17 protein-coding genes are annotated in these 19,372 nt (G+C 63.9%); 13 read left to right on the top strand and 4 right to left on the bottom strand.

The annotated features are described in order from the left end of the window. The first annotated feature begins 1 nt into the window (after position 1). The 5 genes from NKJ81_RS14630 to lpdA are packed head-to-tail and all read left to right on the top strand — an operon-like array spanning position 2 to position 7,048. Positions 2-2,989: a 2-oxoglutarate dehydrogenase E1 component gene (locus tag NKJ81_RS14630; protein WP_352540828.1), complete on the top strand. Its 2,988-nt coding sequence runs from the start codon at positions 2-4 to the stop codon at positions 2,987-2,989. Positions 2,990-3,018: 29 nt separating this feature from the next. After that, positions 3,019-4,320, top strand: a complete 1,302-nt coding sequence (gene odhB / locus NKJ81_RS14635; RefSeq protein ID WP_352540829.1) for a 2-oxoglutarate dehydrogenase complex dihydrolipoyllysine-residue succinyltransferase — start codon at positions 3,019-3,021, stop codon at positions 4,318-4,320. Between the two features lie 23 nt (positions 4,321-4,343). Beyond that, positions 4,344-4,871, top strand: a complete 528-nt coding sequence (locus NKJ81_RS14640) for a hypothetical protein (RefSeq protein ID WP_352540830.1) — start codon at positions 4,344-4,346, stop codon at positions 4,869-4,871. Next, positions 4,868-5,623: an SDR family oxidoreductase gene (locus NKJ81_RS14645; RefSeq protein WP_352470803.1), complete on the top strand. Its 756-nt coding sequence runs from the start codon at positions 4,868-4,870 to the stop codon at positions 5,621-5,623. The genes NKJ81_RS14640 and NKJ81_RS14645 overlap by 4 nt, the downstream gene beginning before the upstream one ends. Positions 5,624-5,641: 18 nt before the next feature. Further along, positions 5,642-7,048, top strand: coding sequence for a dihydrolipoyl dehydrogenase (gene lpdA, locus NKJ81_RS14650; protein ID WP_352540831.1), 1,407 nt, complete (start codon positions 5,642-5,644; stop codon positions 7,046-7,048). A gap of 930 nt (positions 7,049-7,978) precedes the next feature. Here lpdA and NKJ81_RS14655 read toward each other — a convergent pair. After that, positions 7,979-9,046, bottom strand: a complete 1,068-nt coding sequence (locus tag NKJ81_RS14655) for a TraB/GumN family protein (RefSeq protein WP_352540832.1) — start codon at positions 9,044-9,046, stop codon at positions 7,979-7,981. Between the two features lie 85 nt (positions 9,047-9,131). Further along, positions 9,132-10,070, bottom strand: coding sequence for a tyrosine recombinase XerC (locus tag NKJ81_RS14660; RefSeq protein WP_352540833.1), 939 nt, complete (start codon positions 10,068-10,070; stop codon positions 9,132-9,134). Positions 10,071-10,185: 115 nt separating this feature from the next. Here NKJ81_RS14660 and rimM point away from each other — a divergent pair, with 115 nt between their 5' ends. Together rimM and trmD are read left to right on the top strand one after the other, a co-directional pair. Next, the gene (gene rimM, locus NKJ81_RS14665; protein WP_352540834.1) at positions 10,186-10,785 is read left to right on the top strand and encodes a ribosome maturation factor RimM; all 600 of its coding nucleotides are present in this window, start codon (positions 10,186-10,188) and stop codon (positions 10,783-10,785) included. Further along, positions 10,782-11,480, top strand: a complete 699-nt coding sequence (gene trmD, locus NKJ81_RS14670) for a tRNA (guanosine(37)-N1)-methyltransferase TrmD (protein ID WP_352540835.1) — start codon at positions 10,782-10,784, stop codon at positions 11,478-11,480. Before rimM ends, trmD begins: the two co-directional genes overlap by 4 nt. Here trmD and NKJ81_RS14675 read toward each other — a convergent pair. Continuing rightward, positions 11,462-12,214, bottom strand: a complete 753-nt coding sequence (locus NKJ81_RS14675; protein ID WP_023679781.1) for a sulfite exporter TauE/SafE family protein — start codon at positions 12,212-12,214, stop codon at positions 11,462-11,464. The two genes, trmD and NKJ81_RS14675, sit on opposite strands and share 19 nt — an antisense overlap. Before the next feature lie 366 nt (positions 12,215-12,580). Here NKJ81_RS14675 and rplS point away from each other — a divergent pair, with 366 nt between their 5' ends. The 5 genes from rplS (at position 12,581) to leuC (ending at position 17,609) form a co-directional block, all read left to right on the top strand. Then, positions 12,581-13,120, top strand: a complete 540-nt coding sequence (rplS, locus tag NKJ81_RS14680; RefSeq protein WP_254817835.1) for a 50S ribosomal protein L19 — start codon at positions 12,581-12,583, stop codon at positions 13,118-13,120. A 262-nt stretch (positions 13,121-13,382) separates the two neighbouring features. After that, entirely contained in the window at positions 13,383-14,180 is a 798-nt protein-coding gene (locus NKJ81_RS14685; RefSeq protein ID WP_031212709.1) for a transporter substrate-binding domain-containing protein, read from the top strand. A 266-nt stretch (positions 14,181-14,446) separates the two neighbouring features. Further along, positions 14,447-15,262 (top strand): amino acid ABC transporter permease, encoded by an 816-nt coding sequence (locus NKJ81_RS14690; RefSeq protein ID WP_352540836.1) that lies wholly within the window; start codon positions 14,447-14,449, stop codon positions 15,260-15,262. 52 nt (positions 15,263-15,314) lie between these two features. Then, the gene (locus NKJ81_RS14695; protein ID WP_352540837.1) at positions 15,315-15,950 is read left to right on the top strand and encodes a class I SAM-dependent DNA methyltransferase; all 636 of its coding nucleotides are present in this window, start codon (positions 15,315-15,317) and stop codon (positions 15,948-15,950) included. Between the two features lie 249 nt (positions 15,951-16,199). After that, complete coding sequence (leuC, locus tag NKJ81_RS14700; RefSeq protein ID WP_352470795.1) at positions 16,200-17,609, top strand: 3-isopropylmalate dehydratase large subunit; 1,410 nt, start codon at positions 16,200-16,202, stop codon at positions 17,607-17,609. Positions 17,610-17,667: 58 nt separating this feature from the next. Here the strand turns inward: leuC and NKJ81_RS14705 are convergent, their stop codons facing one another. Continuing rightward, on the bottom strand, positions 17,668-17,979 hold the full coding sequence (locus NKJ81_RS14705; protein WP_023679773.1) for a hypothetical protein: 312 nt from the start codon (positions 17,977-17,979) through the stop codon (positions 17,668-17,670). 160 nt (positions 17,980-18,139) lie between these two features. Here NKJ81_RS14705 and NKJ81_RS14710 point away from each other — a divergent pair, with 160 nt between their 5' ends. Continuing rightward, a complete protein-coding gene (locus NKJ81_RS14710) occupies positions 18,140-19,336 on the top strand; it encodes a GGDEF domain-containing protein (protein ID WP_352540838.1) in 1,197 nt (398 codons plus the stop codon). Positions 19,337-19,372: the final 36 nt, after the last annotated feature.

Below are 19,372 nucleotides of genomic sequence, written 5' to 3' on the forward strand. Positions count from 1 at the left end.
CATGGCAAGACAAGATCAGGCCAACGACCAATTTTCGCTTACCTCTTTCCTCTATGGCGGCAATGCCGATTACATCGACGCGCTCTATGCCGCCTATGAGGACGATCCCGCGTCGGTCGATCCCGAATGGCGGGACTTCTTCGCGGCGCTGAAGGACGACGCCGGCGACGTGCGCAGGAACGCCAAGGGCGCCTCTTGGGCCAAGCCCTCCTGGCCGATGCAGGCCAATGGCGAGCTGGTCTCGGCGCTGGACGGCAATTGGGGCCTGGTCGAAAAGCACATCGAAAAGAAGGTCAAGGACAGGGCGGCCGGCAACGGCGCAGCGCTTTCCGACGCCGACGTGCATCAGGCGACGCGCGATTCCGTCCGCGCCATCATGATGATCCGCGCCTTCCGCATGCGCGGCCATTTGCACGCCAATCTCGATCCGCTGGGCATTGCCAAGCCGCTGGAGGATTACAACGAGCTGTCGCCGGAGAATTACGGCTTCACCGAAGCCGACTACGACCGGCCGATCTTCCTCGACAATGTGCTCGGGCTGGAATTCGGCACCATCCGGCAGATGCTCGATATCCTGACCCGGACCTATTGCTCGACGCTCGGCGTCGAATTCATGCATATTTCCGATCCCGAGGAGAAGGCCTGGATCCAGGCGCGCATCGAGGGTACCGACAAGGAGATCTCCTTCACCGCCGCCGGCAAGAAGGCGATCCTGCAGAAGCTTGTCGAGGCGGAAGGCTTCGAGCAATTCATCGATGTCAAGTACAAGGGCACCAAGCGCTTCGGCCTTGATGGCGGCGAGTCGCTGATCCCGGCGCTGGAGCAGATCATCAAGCGCGGCGGCCAGCTCGGCATGAAGGAGATCGTGCTCGGCATGGCGCATCGCGGCCGGCTGAACGTGCTGTCGCAGGTGATGGCCAAGCCGCACCGCGCCATTTTCCATGAGTTCAAGGGCGGCTCGGCTGCGCCCGACGAGGTCGAGGGCTCGGGCGATGTGAAGTACCATCTCGGTGCCTCGTCGGATCGCGAGTTCGACGGCAACAAGGTGCATCTGTCGCTGACCGCCAATCCCTCGCATCTGGAAATCGTCGACCCGGTGGTGATGGGCAAGGCGCGCGCCAAGCAGGACTATCTGTTCGGCCGCAGCCGCGAGGAGATCGTGCCGCTGGAAGAGCGCGCCAAGGTGCTGCCGCTGCTGTTGCATGGCGACGCCGCCTTTGCCGGCCAGGGCGTGATTGCCGAAATCCTCGGCCTGTCCGGCCTGCGCGGCCACCGCGTCGCCGGCACGCTGCATTTCATCATCAACAACCAGATCGGCTTCACCACCAACCCGCGCTTCTCGCGCTCGTCGCCCTATCCGTCCGACGTGGCCAAGATGATCGAGGCGCCGATCTTCCACGTCAATGGCGACGATCCGGAAGCCGTGGTCCATGCCACCAAGGTGGCGATCGAATTCCGCATGAAGTTCCACAAGCCTGTCGTGGTGGACATGTTCTGCTACCGCCGCTTCGGCCACAATGAGGGCGACGAGCCCGCCTTCACCCAGCCGATCATGTATCGCAAGATCCGCAACCAGAAGACGACGGTGCAGATCTATGCCGACCGGCTGATTTCCGAAGGCCACATCACCCAGGCCGAGTTCGAAAAGATGAAGGCCGATTGGCGGGCGCATCTCGAGCAGGAATTCGAGGTGGGCCAGCACTATAAGCCGAACAAGGCCGACTGGCTGGACGGCGCCTGGTCCGGCCTGCGCTCGGCCGACAACCAGGACGAACAGCGGCGCGGCAAGACCGCCGTGCCGGTCAAGATGCTGAAGGAGATCGGCAAGAAACTGACCGAGGTGCCGAAGGATTTCGAGGCGCACAGGACGATCATCCGCTTCCTCGACAACCGCCGCCAGGCGATCGAGTCCGGCGAAGGCATCGACTGGTCGACGGCCGAGGCGCTGGCCTTCGGCGCCATCCTGCTCGACGGCAATCCGATCCGGCTGTCCGGACAGGATTCGGAGCGCGGCACCTTCTCGCAGCGCCATTCCGTGCTCTACGACCAGCGCGACGAGACACGCTACATTCCGCTCAACAATCTGTCGGCGGCGCAGGCCGGCTTCGAGGTCATCAACTCGATGCTGTCGGAAGAGGCCGTGCTCGGCTTTGAATATGGCTACTCGCTGGCCGAGCCGAAGGCGCTGACGCTGTGGGAAGCGCAGTTCGGCGACTTCGCCAACGGCGCCCAGGTGGTGTTCGACCAATTCATCTCGTCGGGCGAGCGCAAATGGCTCAGAATGTCGGGCCTCGTCTGCCTGCTGCCGCATGGCTATGAAGGCCAGGGGCCGGAGCATTCGTCGGCCCGGCTCGAGCGCTTCCTGCAGCTTTGCGCCGAAGACAACATGCAGGTCGCCAACGTCACGACGCCGGCCAATTACTTCCACATCTTGCGCCGGCAATTGAAGCGGGACTTCCGTAAGCCGCTGATCCTGATGACGCCGAAGTCGCTGCTGCGCCACAAGCGGGCGGTATCGACGCTGCCGGAAATGTCGGGCGAAAGCGCCTTTCACCGGCTGTTGTGGGACGACGCCCAGCTGCTGTCAGGCCAGGCCATCAAGCTCACCAAGGATTCGAAAATCCGCCGTGTCGTGCTCTGTTCGGGCAAGGTCTATTACGACCTCTACGAAGAGCGCGAGAAGCGCGGCATCAACGACATCTATTTGCTGCGCGTCGAGCAGCTCTATCCGTTCCCGGCCAAGGCGCTGATCACCGAACTGTCGCGCTTTCGCAATGCCGAGATGGTGTGGTGCCAGGAGGAGCCCAAGAACATGGGCGCCTGGTCGTTCATCGATCCGTATCTCGAATGGGTGCTGGCGCATATCGACGCCAAGCATCAGCGGGTGCGCTATACCGGCCGGCCGGCCGCCGCCTCGCCGGCGACCGGATTGATGTCGAAGCATCTCGCCCAGCTTGCCGCCTTGCTCGACGACGCGCTTGGTGAATAGAACAGAACCGAAAGAAACGGACAGGCACAATGGCAACCGAAATCCGCGTCCCGACACTTGGTGAATCCGTCACCGAGGCGACCATCGGCAAATGGTTCAAGAAGGTCGGCGACGCGATCGCCGCCGATGAGCCGCTGGTTGAGCTCGAAACCGACAAGGTGACGGTGGAAGTGCCGGCCGCCGCTGCGGGCACGCTCGCCGAGATCGCCGTCAAGGAAGGCGAGACGGTCGGCGTCGGCGCATTGCTCGGCACGATTTCGGCGGGCGCCGGCGCGGCAGCCAATGCCGCCGCCGCTCCGGCGGACAAACAGGATGCGGTATCGCAGGCTTCGGCTCCCACCGCAGCCTCGAGCGTCAAGCAGGCCGCTGCCGAGACGGCCAAGATCGCCGGCGACGCCGGCGCGATCGAGACGCGCACAATGCCGCCGGCGCCGTCGGCGGCAAAGCTGCTGGCCGAGCACAATCTCGCGGTCGACCAGGTATCGGGCTCGGGTAAGCGCGGCCAGGTGCTGAAAGGCGATGTGCTCGACCTTATCGCCAGGGGCGCGCCGTCGCAGCCGGCCGAAATGCCGAGGGCAGCGCCTGTACCGGCACCCGTTGCCGCGCGCGCGCCGTCCCCGGCCGACGATGCGTCGCGCGAGGAGCGCGTGCGCATGACCAAGCTGCGCCAGACGATCGCGCGCCGCCTCAAGGAAGCGCAATCGACCGCCGCCATGCTGACCACATTCAACGAGGTCGACATGAGCGCGGTGATGGCGCTGAGGGGCAAATACAAGGACGTGTTCGAGAAGAAGCACGGCGTGAAGCTCGGCTTCATGGGCTTCTTCACCAAGGCCGTCACCCATGCGCTGAAGGAGATCCCGTCGGTCAATGCCGAGATCGACGGCACCGATATCATCTTCAAGAACTACGCTCATATCGGCGTTGCCGTCGGTACAGAGAAAGGCCTTGTCGTGCCGGTTGTGCGCAATGCCGACCAGATGTCGATCGCCGAAATCGAGAAGGACATCGGCAGGCTGGGGCTTGCGGCGCGCGACGGCAAGCTGTCGGTCGCCGATATGCAAGGCGGCACGTTCACGATTTCCAACGGTGGCGTTTACGGGTCGCTGATGTCGACGCCGATCCTCAATGCGCCGCAGTCGGGCATTTTGGGCATGCACAAGATCCAGGAGCGGCCGGTGGTGGTCGGCGGCCAGATCGTCATCCGGCCGATGATGTATCTGGCGCTGTCCTACGACCACCGCATCGTCGACGGCAAGGAAGCGGTGACCTTCCTGGTGCGGGTCAAGGAAAGCCTGGAGGATCCTGAGCGGCTGGTGCTCGACCTCTAGGGGCGGCCGACGTGAGCCGGAGCATGGATCTGCGCCGCCGGATGAGTTCGTCTCGTTTCCGGTCCGGTTTGTTTGTCACAATCTGCGCACTCGGCGTGCAGACGGTCTCCGCGGCCCTCGCCGCCTGCCCGCTCGAGCTCGCCGTCCATGGCGATCCTGAGAACGCCGCCGAGATCGATTTCAGGCCGACCGGCGAGTTGGCCGCCGTCACCAACAGCTTCAAGATGGTGCTCGACAACGGCGTCGTGCTCGACGGCATCGTCATGTGGACCGAGGGCGCGGCGCGGCCGCATGGCACGCTGATGTACAAATGCCCGGCCGGCGACGTCACCGGCGACGAGCTCGCCGCCTGCACCGTGTGGGAGGGCGTCATCTACACTGCCGACGACCAGGGCAATATCGCATTGCTGCCGGGCGAAGGAAAGGATGCGCCGAAGAAGCTGATCCTGCCCGATCTGGGAGCGTCGTTGCAGATGTCGGCGGCCTACGGCGCCAACGGCTTTTCCAAGGTGCCCTGGGACGTCTTTGCCCTGAAAGGATGTCAGGAATGAGCGCGAGCGGAAAGATCCTGCTGGTGACCGGCGGCAGCCGCGGCATCGGCGCCGCTACATGCAGGCTTGCCGCCAGGGCCGGCTATCGCATTGCGGTCAATTACATGTCGAATGCAAAAGCCGCCGAAACGGTGGTCGCCGACATCGAGGCTGCTGGCGGAGAAGCCTTTGCGGTCAAGGGCGATGTCGGCAGCGAGACGGACGTGTTGGCCATGTTCGAGGCTGTCGATGCCCGTTTCGGTCGGCTCGACGCGCTCGTCAACAATGCCGGCGTGGTCGACCAGAGCGCGCGCGTCGACGAGCTGAGCGCTGCGAGGCTGGAGCGCATGATGCGCATCAATGTGATCGCGCCGATGCTTTGCGCCCGCGAGGCGGTGAAGCGGATGTCGACCAGGCATGGCGGCAAGGGCGGTGCCATCGCCAATGTTTCTTCGATCGCGGCAAGGCTTGGCGGGCCGGGTCAATATGTCGACTACGCCGCCTCCAAGGGCGCGGTCGATTCCTTCACCGTCGGGCTTGCCCGCGAAGTGGCCGGCGAAGGCATTCGTGTCAACGCGGTCAGCCCGGGCATCATCGACACCGAAATTCATGCCTCCGGCGGTCAGCCGGATCGGGCCGAGAGAATGCGCAAGGTGGTGCCCATGCAGCGCGTCGGCACCGCCGAGGAAGTCGCAGCCGCAATTCTCTGGCTGCTGTCGGACGAGGCGTCCTACACAACCGGCGCCAATCTGGAAATCGGCGGCGGCCGCTAAAGCAAAAGGGACAGTATCATGGCCTATGACGTCGTTATCATCGGATCGGGACCAGGCGGCTATGTCTGCGCCGTCAAGGCGGCGCAGCTCGGTCTGAAGACGGCGGTGGTCGAAAAGAACCCGACCTTCGGCGGCACCTGCCTCAACATCGGCTGCATCCCGTCAAAGGCGCTGCTGCATGCGTCCGAGATGTTTGCCGAGGCCGGCCATTCCTTCGAGGCGCTCGGCGTCGAGATCGGCGCGCCCAAGCTCAACCTTGGGAAGATGATGGCACACAAGGATGCGACGGTGACGGCCAACGTCAATGGCGTCGCCTTCCTGTTCAAGAAGAACAAGATCGACAGTTTTCGTGGCACCGGCAAGGTGGTTGCGGCCGGCAAGGTGTCGGTGACCTCCGATGACGGCAAGGTCGAGGAGATCGAGACCAAGAACATCGTCATCGCCACCGGCTCCGACGTCGCCGGCATTCCCGGCGTCAAGGTCGATTTCGATGAGAAGGTGATCGTCTCGTCGACCGGCGCGCTGTCGCTGGACAAGGTGCCGGGCCATCTGGTGGTGGTCGGTGGTGGTGTCATCGGTCTGGAGCTCGGCTCGGTATGGGCGCGGCTCGGCGCCAAGGTCACCGTGGTCGAGTTCCTCGACACCATCCTGGGCGGCATGGATGGCGAGGTCTCCAAGCAGTTCCAGCGCCTGCTGTCGAAGCAGGGCTTTGAATTCAGGCTGGGCGCCAAGGTGACCGGCGTCGCCAAGGCCAAGAAGGGGGCGACGGTTACCTTCGAGCCGGTCAAGGGCGGAGCAGCCGAGACGATCGAGGCGGACGCGGTGCTGATTGCGACGGGACGACGGGCCTATTCGGACGCTCTCGGGCTGAAGGAGGCCGGCGTCGACGTCGACGAGCGCGGCCGGGTCAAGACCGACGGCCATCTCAGGACCAACGTGCCCGGCATCTACGCCATCGGCGATGTCATCGCCGGGCCGATGCTTGCCCACAAGGCCGAAGACGAGGGCGTGGCGGTGGCCGAGACCATCGCCGGCCAGGCCGGTCATGTGAACTATGACGTGATTCCGAGCGTCGTCTACACCACGCCGGAAATCGCCACGATCGGCAAGACCGAAGAAGAATTGAAGAAGGCCGGCATCGACTACAAGGCCGGAAAATTCCCGTTCAGCGCCAATGGCCGCGCGCGCGCCATGCTGCACACCGACGGCTTTGTGAAAATCCTGGCCGACAAGGCCAGCGACCGTGTACTCGGCGTCCACATCGTCGGCTTCGGCGCCGGCGAGATGATCCACGAGGCGGCCGTGCTGATGGAATTTGGCGGCTCGTCGGAAGACCTAGCCCGCACCTGTCACGCCCATCCAACAATGTCGGAAGCGGTAAAGGAGGCGGCATTGGCGACGTTCTTCAAGCCGATCCATATCTGAGCGGTTGAATCGCAGGCGACGGTGGCGATTGGCGAAATAGCCAATCTCCCCCAAGTGGCCCCAACTGGGGAGATGTCCGGCAGGACAGAGAGGGGCGCGAAGGATCACCACAGACGGCTTGCATTCTCAACCGCAGATGGATTCCAGGGTCTCCGCGATGTCGCTTCGCTCCTGCTCCGCGCTGGATGACGAAGATGAAGTTAGCCCATGGCTAATCGCAGCTCAGAGCATCGACGGCTGCTCTCAAAAAAACGGCCCGCCTTTCAGCGGACCGTTCATATATTAAATCAGCAGTCTGATCACTGAGCCGGTGCCGGTGCCGGTGCTGGTGCTGGTGCTGGTGCTGGTGCCGGGGCCGGGGCTGGCGCAGGGGCCGGAGCCGGAGCCGGAGCCGGAGCGGGCGTTGCCGGAGCTGGCGCAGGAGCCGGTTCGGCTGGCTTCATCGGCTCGGCAGGCGCTGGGGCCGGAGCCGGTGTGCTGGCTGCAGGCGGTTCGGCCGGCGCAGGTGCCTCGCTACGTCTTCCAAAAACATAATAGGCGACAATTGCCAGGATAACGACGACCAGGGCAATCAGCCAGCCGCTGCCGCCGCCGCTTGGCCGTGCGGAGCCCGGCGAGGTGAATGGGTCGTTCGGATTGGGTGTGTTCGCCATAAAAGTGTCCTCCGTGGATGAAAAACATCAAGTAATAGCCATCAACGTACAATCGTTGAATCGGTTTCACATTAGGCGTTGAAAACGCCGAAAACAGGGCAATTCTGATCCGGAATCGCTCGCAGGCATGCATTTCCACCGCAAAATGGGGTTCGATCGAGCCAAACCGAACCTTTTTCGGTTTCTTGGTACGAAGCGCGGCTGGTCCGCCGTCGCGCCACGCGTAAGGGCTGGTCCCGCCTCGGCAATGATTCGGTGCGCAACTCCGCCGTGTCGTTCAGTTGACGGCGGTCACCGTATAGCCGGTCTTGCGGAAACCCTCGACCAAGCCTTGCGCTCCGGGAAGGTGCATGGCGCCGACCGCCATGAAGACATTGCCGTGGGCGAGGATCGGCGCTGCACGATCGACCATCACCTTGTTGCGGCTGGTGATCATGGTCTGCTCGAATTCGGCGTAACCCGATTGGTCGTCTACCTGTTCGGGGACGATAGCCCGAAACAGCGGTACATACATGCCAGTGTCGCCACGCCGGTAAAGCACGATCATGGTTTCGTTGACGTCGTTCACCTTGTCGCCAAGCTTCAGCGTATCGACCAGTCCCTTCAGGTGAAAGGCGATCGGCAGCGAAGCCATGGCGCGCAGCTGGTCGGCGATTGTCTCCAGCCCCTCGACCGATTTGCCCGAAGCCTCGGCGTCCTTGGCAAGCTTGACGTCGAGCACTGGCGCACCGCCAGCCTGGCGGGCGACTTCGCATGCAGGTAGCGCCACCAACGCCGACAGCAACCAAGGTTTCATCTTGGCGACGGTCGCTGGCGGGATGCCACGCGCATCGAGCGCCTTGTTGACCACCGCCGCATCCTCCGGCGACAGCAGCGACGAAAGCGTCGTCTTGTCGGTGAACATCATCAGATCCGGCTCTTTCAGCATTGCTGCCATCATCTTCTGCTTGTCGAGCACTTCGGTGGTCTCGATGATGACGGTGCCAGCCGCATCGAATGCCTTCTGTGCGGCGGGTGGCAGCGTGGTGACGCGCGGGTCGGTAACGTGCATGGTGCCGAACAGGAAGGACGGTTTTTCGCCCGATTTTTCGAGCTTCCACAGCAGGCCCTTGCCGTTCGGCGTCGCTGCCGCCTCCGCCTCGATCTTGCGGTAGGCAGCCGGGTCGTCCTTTTGCAGCGCGCTCAGCATATCGCTACCGGTGCAGGCCGAAGTCTCGGCGCGTGCCTTGCCCGCCGCGAGCAGCGCGACGATGAGGAAAGAGAGGAAAAACAGGGCGTTCAGCGCGACGAGCAGCTTCAGCGACACATGGGTCGCGCGGTCGGCGATGGCGATGAGGCGTTTCATGCTGCGATTCTAGGCGCAAAAAGCGGCAAAACGGTTAACCGGCGCATCAAAATTGTTGCGAGATGGCCACCGACACATGCATCGATCACGCACGAGGATGAGCTGCTTCGTAAATCTCGAGCAGCCTGGCGGTGTCGACGCCGGTGTATATCTGGGTTGTCGACAGGCTGGCGTGGCCGAGCAACTCCTGGATGGTGCGCAGGTCGCCGCCGCGCCCTAGCAGATGCGTGGCGAAGGAATGGCGCAGCGCATGCGGCGTCGCCGTGTCGGGCAGGTTGAGCGCCGAGCGCAGCTTGGCCATGTCGCGCTGGACGATCGCCGGGTTGAGCGGGCCGCCGCGGGCACCGCGAAACAGCAGGCCCTTGGGATCGAGATACCAGGGGCAGAGGCGGCGGTATTCAGCAATCGCCCGCAGCGCCACCGGCAGAACCGGCACCAGCCGGGTCTTGCCACCCTTGCCGGTGACGCGCAGCACGGTATCACCAGGCGAGGACAGATCGGCGCTCGACAGGCCGAGCGCCTCGGAAATGCGCAGGCCCGAACCGTAAAGCAATGTCAGCACGGCAGCGTTGCGGGCGGCGATCCACGGCTCCTCCGCCACCTGGCCTTCCACCGAGACGACGTGTTTTGCATCGCTTGCCGTCAGCGGCTTGGGCAGTGATTTCGGCTGCCGCGGCGCCCGCAAGGCCGCCGCACCCGCCGCATTGGCGAGGCCGCGCCGTTCCAGGAAACGCAGCAGCGAGCGGATGCCGGCCAGCCCCCGCCCGAGCGTACGCGGGCCGGCGCCTCCGGCACGGCGAGCAGCGAGAAAGCCGCGCAGATCGGCGGGGCGCAGATCGGCGATGTCGGAAATGCCGGGCGAGCCGCCGCAATGGCCGGTGAGGAAATGCAGGAACTGGCGCGTGTCGCGCTCATAGGCCTCGACGGTTTCGGGCGACAGCCGGCGTTCTCGCGCCAGCATCTTCAGCCAGGCCTCGCGCGCCGCCTGAAGGTCGGGTTTTGCCGGGATGAGGAATTCCTGCATTGCGCTCTTCCAATTCCCCACCATCTTCCGGCACTCGGGTTAGGAAGCGGTGAAGAGCGGCGTCATTGAAATGACGACGGGCTGGGGTTAGAGCAAGGCAAAGGATTTTCCGCAGATGAGCAAGCCGCAAAACCCCGTCCAGATGGCCGTGATCGGTGCCGCGCATGGCATCAAGGGCGAGTTGCGCGTCAAGAGCTTTACCGGCGATCCGCTGGCGCTGGCCGATTACGGTCCGCTCTATGCCAGGGACGGCCGCGCCTTCCAGATCGTCGACATCAGGCCCGCCAACACCGTGGTGGTGGTGCGCTTCAAAGGCATCAGCGATCGTAATGCCGCCGAGGCGCTCGCCGGCACCGAATTGTTCGTCGACCGTTCGGTGTTGCCGGACGAGGGCGAAGAGAACGAATTCTATCATGCCGACCTCGTCGGGCTGGAGGTCAGGGATGACACGGGTGCCGCCATCGGCGAGGTCGTCGCCGTGCACAATTTCGGCGGCGGCGACATTCTCGACGTGACGCTGGCGGGGCGCAAAGGCGTGCTTATTCCGTTTACGCAGGCCGCCGTTCCGGAAGTGTCGATCGCCAGTGGCTTTGTCCGCGTCGATCCGGCCGCGGCAGGGCTGGTCGAGGACGACGACGGAGCGTCTGCCGACCGCGACAGCTTCGACCCCAAGGGCAGGCCGCGCGGGCCGAAGGACGCCGGAGGCAACCGGTGAGCTTTTCCGCTTCGGTGCTGACGCTCTATCCCGAGATGTTTCCCGGCGTGCTTGGGCTGTCGCTGGCCGGACGCGCGCTGGAGACCGGCATCTGGTCGCTCGAAGCAATCCAGATCCGCGACTTCGCCAGCGATCGCCATCGTACCGTCGACGACACGCCGGCCGGCGGCGGCGCCGGCATGGTGATGCGGGCGGACGTGCTGGCCAGCGCCATCGACCATGCCTCGCCGCCGGGCGATCGGCGTCCAAAACTGCTAATGAGTCCGCGTGGAAAACCGCTGACACAGGCGCGAGTGCGCGAGCTCGCCGCCGGGCCGGGTGCGGTGATCGTCTGCGGTCGCTTCGAAGGCGTCGACCAGCGGGTCATCGAAGCGCGGGGGCTCGAAGAAGTGTCGATCGGCGACTTCATCCTGTCCGGCGGCGAGCCGGCAGCACTTGTGCTGCTCGATGCGGTGGTGCGGCTGTTGCCCGGCGTCATGGGCAATGCGGAATCGGGCGAGGAAGAGAGCTTTGAAAACGGCCTGCTCGAACATCCGCATTACACACGGCCGCAGGAATTCGAGGGGCGGCCGATCCCCGAAGTGCTGATTTCGGGCAATCACAGGAAGATCGCGGCGTGGCGGCGGGCCGAAGCGGAGAGGCTGACGAAGGAGCGACGCCCGGATCTGTCAGCCGCTCAGCCCTTATCGAAATAGTAGAAAGCCAGGAACAGGCCGACGGCGATGACGAAGCCGCGCACCGCGTTCTGCGGCACGCGCCTGGCGATCCAGACGCCGGCATAGCCACCCAGCGCGCCACCCGGGATCATGATGATCGCCTGCAGCCAGGCAATGACGCCGCCCGAGACGAAGACGAGGATGGCAACCGCAGCAATGACCACGGCCAGCATGTTCTTCAATGCGTTCAGCCGGTGATAGTCGCCGGACTGGGTGAGACCGAGCGTCGCCAGCATCATGACGCCCATGCCGGCGCCGAAGAAGCCGCCATAGACGGCGGTGGCGAACTGCGCCAGCGACCCGACCAGCGAACCTACCGCGGCCTCATGCTCCGGCTTGGGCGCCGGCTTCAGCCATGGCCCGGCAGCGAACAATGCGGTTGCCGCCAGCAGCAGCCACGGCACCAAGGCGCGGAACGACGGGTTGTCGAGCCCTAGAAGGATGAGCGCGCCAGACAGCGCACCGAGAGCCGAAATGAGGCTGAGCAGCAGTGCGCCACGCCAGAAATGCTTGATGTCGTGCCAATAGGCGAGCGTCGAGGTGATGTAGCCAGGAAATTGCGTCACCGACGATGTCGCATTGGCGACGATCGGCGGCAGGCCGGCCAGGGTCATGGCGCCAAAGGTTATGAACGTGCCGCCGCCGGCAACGGCATTGACCGCGCCTGATAGAAAGCCGGCGAGAAAGAGCAGGACCGCGTCCAAGATTGGCATGAGGGTGTCGTCGCTGGAGGAAAATGCTTATCTTCCGGCTTAGGAAGCTTGACGCGCGGGCGCAACCCCCTGGACCACAAGCGATCACGGGATTGCCACAGCGGCCTCAGCCAAAAAGAAACAGCGCCAAAAAAGAAACAGCGAAGGCGTGACAAAGCGCCGAAATAGCTGTATGTGCGCGCCGAACCGGAAGAAAATATGCCAAGAGCGATCTTCTGGCCCGTCAACAATGACGGTGTAGTCGCCCCTGCCCGATGTTCTCGAACAGAAGTTCTCGAACGAAGGGCATAGCCGAGCGGTCGATGCGACTGCAAGGCGAGTGTCGGACGCTCTGACTGTCGGAAGAACAAGAAGTGGATTATTGAGATGGACATCCTCCGTCAGCTCGAGGCCGAGCAGGCCGCCAAGATCGAAGCCAAGCGCAAGCTCCCCGAATTCCAGCCCGGCGATACCGTGCGCGTCCAGGTCCGTGTGACCGAAGGCACCCGCACCCGCGTCCAGGCCTATGAGGGCGTCGTCATCGCCCGCGCCGGCGCCGGCTTCCAGGAAAACTTCACCGTCCGCAAGATCTCCTACGGCGAAGGCGTGGAGCGGGTGTTCCCGGTCTATTCACCGATGGTCGAAGGCGTCGAGATCGTGCGCCGCGGCAAGGTGCGTCGCGCCAAGCTGTACTATTTGCGTGACCGTCGCGGCAAATCGGCCCGCATTTCGGAAAACACCGGCGTGCGCGCCCGCAAGCTGAACGACGAAGAGCGCGATGCGCTGAACGCCGAGAAGGCGCGCATCGAGGCCGAGAAAGTGGCCGCCGCCCAGGCGCTGGCCGCCGAGAAGGCCGCGCAGGACGCCGCCGAGAAGAAGGCCGCCGACGAGGCCGCCAAGGCCGCGGAAGCAGCTGCCGCCGAATAAGGCTCTTCAAGAACGTATTTTCGGAAAGGCGGCTTCGGCCGCCTTTTTGTTTCGCGAGGCGGATTCTATTTTGCCGGGCTGCATCGGCCGCAATCGATACGGATCGTTCCGTAATGCCGCCGATGAAAGCATTGAAATCCATTTTCGTGCCGAACGCCGCATCGGAGCGGCTTGCAAGGCGCCGGCGGAAAGCTAAAGTCGGCGCCGGATTTCCTGCATGCCTCGGCCGATCGAGGCGGTTCAGTTCCTGGGGAGCATCGTCATGATCAATTCGAAACTGCTGCTGGCCGGCCTGCTGGCTTGCCTTCTCGTGCCTGTCGCGGCTCTGGCGCAGGCGCTGCCCGACCTCGGCGGCAAGAAAGTGGTGGTGGTGACCGAAAACGCCTATCCGCCGCTGCAGTTCATCGATGCCAAGACCGGCAAGCAGATCGGTTGGGAATATGACGCGATGAACGAGATCGCCAAACGGCTGAATTTCAAGGTCGAATACCAGAATACCTCCTGGGACGCGATGATCCAGGCGGTTTCCGACAATCAGTACAACATCGGCATGACCGGCATCACCATCAAGGACGACCGCAAGCAGAAGGTCGATTTCTCCGATCCGTATATGCGCTCGGAACAGTTCATGCTGGTGCGCGGCGACGAGAAGCGCTTCACCGATGCAAAGACGTTCGCCGCCTTCAAGGACGGGCTGATCGGCGCGCAGGCCGGCACCACGCCCTTCTACACCGCCGTCTACAGCGTGCTCGACGGCAACGAGCAGAACCCGCGCATCAAGCTGTTCGAGACATTCGGCGCGACGGTGCAGGCGCTGAAGGCCGGCGACGTCGACGTCGTGCTCACCGACGGCACTGCCGGCAAGGGCTATGTCGATGCGTCCAATGGCGGCCTTAAGCTGATCGGCGGCCCACTCGGCACCGAGGATTTCGGCTTCATCTTCCCCAAGGGCTCCGACCTGGTGAAGCCGGTCAACGCGGCAATCGCTGCGCTCAAGGCCGACGGTACGCTCGACGCGCTCAACAAGAAGTGGTTCCTTGATTACAAGATGGGGCAGTAGGCCCGCTTGTTGCGCGCATTTCATGACGATTGTGCGCGGGAACTCGCGCTGACTCTGCGCTCGTACACCCCCCTCTGTCCTGCCGGACATCTCCCCCTCAAGGGGGGAGATCGGCTTTCGCATCGGCTTTCGCCAATTTTCAGTGTTGCAGAACGGGCCGCGAGGTCAAAGCTGCCGATCTCCCCCCTTGAGGGGGAGATGGCCGGCAGGCCAGAGGGGGGTGTGACAGAACGCTGCCTTCGTGACTCTGTTATCGGTACCGCTTGATGCCGTCGGCGCCTCTCGCCTCAGCCAAATCCGACTTCCCGTGGTGGCTTGCCGTGGCCGTGGCGATCGCCTTGGCCGCCGCCATCTTCATCGCTGCCAGCGACGTCTATGCCCAGGTCTTCGCAACCGTCGCCAAGGGCATCGGCGTCACCATCTTCGTCACGGTGGTCGCCTTCGCGCTGGCTTGCGCGATCGGCCTCGGCGTCGCGCTGATGGGCCTGTCGGGCTCACGCTGGCTCAGCCAGATCGCCCGCTTGTACGTCGAGATCATCCGCGGCGTGCCGATGCTGGTGCTGTTGTTCTGGATCGCCTTTGCCGGCGCGCCGGCCTTCGTCGCGGCATGGAACGCGCTGACGGCGCCGCTGCAAAGCGCCGGCCTCTTCGGTGAGCTGCTGGTACGCGACGTGTCGTTGCTTTGGCGCGCCGTCATGGCGCTGACCATCGGCTATTCCGCCTTCATTTCGGAGGTGTTCCGCGCCGGCATCCAGGCGGTCGAGAAGGGGCAGATCGAGGCGGCCAAGGCGCTCGGGCTGACGCGCACCCAGCGCTTCCGGCTGGTCATCTTTCCGCAGGCGATCCGCACCATCCTGCCGCCGCTCGGCAATGATTTCGTCGCCATGGTCAAGGATTCCTCGCTGGTCTCGGTGCTCGGCGTCGCCGACATCACCCAGATGGGCAAGATCTACGCCGCCGGCTCGTTCCGCTTCTTCGAAACCTATTCGATCGTCGCCTATATCTATCTCATCCTGACCGTCGGCCTGTCGTTGGCCTTGCGGGCGCTGGAGAAGCGGCTGCGCCACCAGCATGGGGAATAGAAGGCAGGCGAAAACGGCGCTACCATCGAGCGGACGCGACCGGGAAGGACCCATGATCATCGACAAGGCCAATGCGGCGCTGGAAGCGGTCTATACGGCCGACACGCCTGAGACGCTCGCCAAGGCCTATGCGCAATGGGCCGCGACCTATGACGGCGAAACCGCGGCGCTCGGCTATCTCCTGCCGTTCCTGATCACCGCCTGGGTGGCGCGCCATGTGCCGCCGGGCGAAGGGCCGCTGCTCGACGCCGGTTGCGGCACCGGCCTGTCGGGGCCGTCGCTCAAGGCACTCGGCTACCACGATATTGCCGGGCTCGACCTGTCGCAGGACATGCTGAAAATCGCCGGCAGCCGGCAGGCCTACAGCGAGCTGAAACAGGCGATGCTCGGCGGGCCATTGCCTTGGGCGGACGGGTATTTCCGCGCCTTTTTCTCGACCGGCGTGTTCACCATCAGCCACGCACCGGCGTCGGGCCTGCATGAACTGGTACGCATCACCAGGACGGGCGGCCACGCCATCTTCACGGTCCGCGACCAGGTTTTTGCAAGCGGCGGGTTTCAAGCCGTGTTTGGCGAACTGGAGCAGGCGAAAAAATGGCGGCCGGTCGAGGAGAGCCCGTGGTTCCGCTGCTACGCAATCGCCGAGCCCGACGCGCTGGTGAAGACGTTTGTGTTCGAGGTGCTGTGAAGCGCCTGCGAAGGCCGCCACGATTGCTGAAAAGCCAAAACATTGATATGAGCAGCGCCATGGAAGAGCTTTTTGGCGATCCGGCCTATAAGGGTTTCGTGCTGCAGGACAGAAAACGCCTGCCGTCGCGATTTTCCGCGCGCGTCTGCGGGGCGCTGACCAGCCGACTTAGCTAGGGCAGACTCGCCAGGCTGTTTCGCCGGTCCGACCGGCGTCGTTTTCCCTTTTTAAATCGACGGATTTAAGCAAATGAGCGCACCGCGCACCCTCTACGACAAGATTTTCGACGACCATGTCGTCGACCGCCAGGACGACGGCACCTGCCTGCTCTATATCGACCGCCATCTGGTCCACGAAGTCACCAGCCCGCAGGCTTTCGAAGGCCTGCGCATGACCGGCCGCAAGGTTCGGCATCCGGAAAAGACGCTGGCCGTGGTCGACCACAATGTGTCGACCTCGCCCGAGCGCAAGTTCGGCATCAAGAACGAGGAAAGCCGCATCCAGGTCGAGGCGCTGGCCAAGAACGCCAAGGATTTCGGTATCGAATATTATTCCGAGAAGGATATCCGCCAGGGCATCGTCCACATCATCGGTCCCGAGCAAGGCTTTACGCTGCCCGGCATGACCATCGTCTGCGGCGACAGTCACACCTCGACGCATGGCGCGTTCGGGGCGCTGGCGCATGGCATCGGCACCTCGGAAGTCGAGCATGTGCTGGCGACGCAGACGCTGATCCAGCGCAAGGCCAAGAACATGCTGGTGCGCGTCGACGGCGCACTGCCGGAAGGCGTCACCGCCAAGGACATCATCCTCGCCATCATCGGCGAGATCGGCACGGCCGGCGGCACCGGCTATGTCATCGAATATGCGGGCGAGGCAATCCGTGCGCTGTCGATGGAAGGCCGCATGACGATCTGCAACATGTCGATCGAAGCCGGCGCGCGCGCCGGCCTGATCGCGCCCGACGAGACCACCTTCGCCTATGTCAAGGACAAGCCGCGCGCCCCCAAGGGCGAAGCCTGGGACGCCGCGCTCGCCTACTGGAAGACGCTGCAGTCCGACGAAGGCGCGCATTTCAACAAGGTGGTCGTGCTCGACGCGGCAAAGCTGCCGCCGATCGTCTCCTGGGGCTCCTCGCCCGAGGACGTGGTCTCGGTGCAAGGCATCGTGCCGAACCCGGACGACATCACTGATGAGAACAAGCGCACCTCCAAGCAGCGCGCACTCGACTATATGGGCCTGAAGCCGGGCACCAAGATCACCGATATCGAACTCGATCGCGTCTTCATCGGCTCCTGCACCAATGGCCGCATCGAGGATCTGCGCGCCGCCGCCAAGGTGATCGAGGGCAGACAAGTCAATCCGCGGGTCAGTGCGATGATCGTGCCGGGCTCCGGCCTGGTCAAGGAACAGGCAGAGGCCGAAGGCCTCGACAAGATCTTTGTCGCCGCCGGCTTTGACTGGCGTGAGCCGGGCTGCTCGATGTGCCTTGCCATGAACGACGACCGGCTGAAGCCGCATGAGCGCTGCGCCTCGACCTCGAACCGCAATTTCGAAGGGCGCCAAGGCTTCAAGGGCCGGACGCATCTGGTGTCGCCGGCAATGGCCGCGGCGGCGGCGATCGCCGGCCATTTCGTCGACATCCGCGAGTGGAAATAGGGCAGGCGCGCGCAGTCGGATATGAGGAGCCCGAGGCGCAATGCGGTTCGGGCATTCTTCAGTCGGGCCGCCTGACGAATTCGTGGAATCCCTCACGACGGCCGGGTTGGTCCTTTGCGACGACCAGCGCCAGTTGGCGCTCGTCGAAGAGTTTGAACCATTCGTCCCATTCGACCAGTTCGTAGCCGCCGGCATTGACCGGGCGTTCGGCCTCATCCTGGTCCTGGTAGGCATGCTGGCCGAAGACCAGCCTCAGCATGGGCTGCGTTCCGGCTTCGGGCGACACGTCGACGATCGCCGGAAAGCCGGCGCGTGCCGCGGCCCATGAGCGAATTGCATCGTGATCGGTCAGCATGATCGTATCGGCCATCGGAGCGTCTCCTGGTTGCCGTCGTGAAACGCCGCTCGCCGTTCGCGGTTCCGCCCAGCGGCTTTGTCGACGCACCTGTCGTATATTCGCTTTCGCTTAACCGCTTGTTTGGGCTTCCGCTCTAAGGTCCTCCAAGGGAAGCGAGGGGAAATTACAGCGCTTGGACACCGGCCTGCTCATAGCGCTGCTCAATCCAGGCATCGCCCTCACACTCGGCGCGGCATTTCTCGTGCTGTGGTTCTATCAGCGCCACCGTCCCTATCTGGCTGCGCTGGCGGCGGGCTACTCGGCCTCGGCCGCAGGCTTCCTGCTCCAGTATTTCACGCTGCCGGTCGGCATGGCGCCGACCAAGCTCATCTCGATCCTGTGCTTCACCTTCGCCACCTGCTGTCTCGCCGGCGCGGTCATTGCGCGCTATGGGCGGCGCGTGCCTTACCCGGCGGTCGGCATTCTGGCCTGCGGCGGCCTGGCCGCGTTCTCGTGGTTTCTTTTTGCCCGGCCGGATCTCACCTGGCGCATCCTTGCCATCAATTTCAGCTTCGGCGGCATCAGCCTGGTTGTCGCCGCCGAGTTGCGCGTGGTGCGCAACAACGGCCCGACAGAAATGATCCTGTTCGTGCTGTCGCTGCTTTCCGGCCTGAACTTCCTGGGGCGGACGCTTGCCGTCGTCATCGCGCATGGGCCGTTCACCAGCTATGAAGGGCTTTACTCCTCGTCCTACTGGACGACGGCTCTGCTGTCGCATGCATTGCTGTCGCTGCTTATTGCGCTTTGCCTGTTCGGCGCCGCCGCGCTCGATGTGATGAAGGCCCTGAAGACCGAAACCCTGACAGACCCGCTGTCGGGCCTGCTCAACCGCCGCGGCTTCGAGGAGCGCGCCATGCTTGTCCTGCAGCACTGTGCCACGGCGCAATTGCCGGTTGCTCTGGTGCTTGCCGATCTCGATCATTTCAAGGCGCTCAACGATCAACATGGCCACGCGGCCGGCGATCGCGTCATCGCCGACTTCGCTGCCAAGCTTCTGTCGGCTGCAGGTACGCGCGGCGTTGCCGGCCGCATCGGCGGCGAAGAGTTCGCCGTGCTTTTGCCGCTCAGCGACCTTGGCGCGGCAAGACTGTTTGCCGAAACCATTCGCACGCTCTATTCGGCGGACAGAATCGACGGGCTTCCGCCCGAGACAAGAGTGACCGCCAGCTTCGGCGTGGCCGCCCGCGCCAGCGACGAAGGGCTGGACCCGCTGATGCGCCGCGCCGACGAAGCGCTCTACAGAGCCAAAAGGAGTGGCCGCGACAGCGTATGCCTGTCCTATCAGCGGCCTGAGACGGTCGTCCTTCCCAATAGGACCAGTGCTGGCTGAGCGTCAGCGACGGCTTCGAATTAACGTCTTTTTCGC

The organism is Mesorhizobium sp. M0018, assembly GCF_040323955.1.
In the GTDB taxonomy this organism is placed as follows: domain Bacteria; phylum Pseudomonadota; class Alphaproteobacteria; order Rhizobiales; family Rhizobiaceae; genus Mesorhizobium.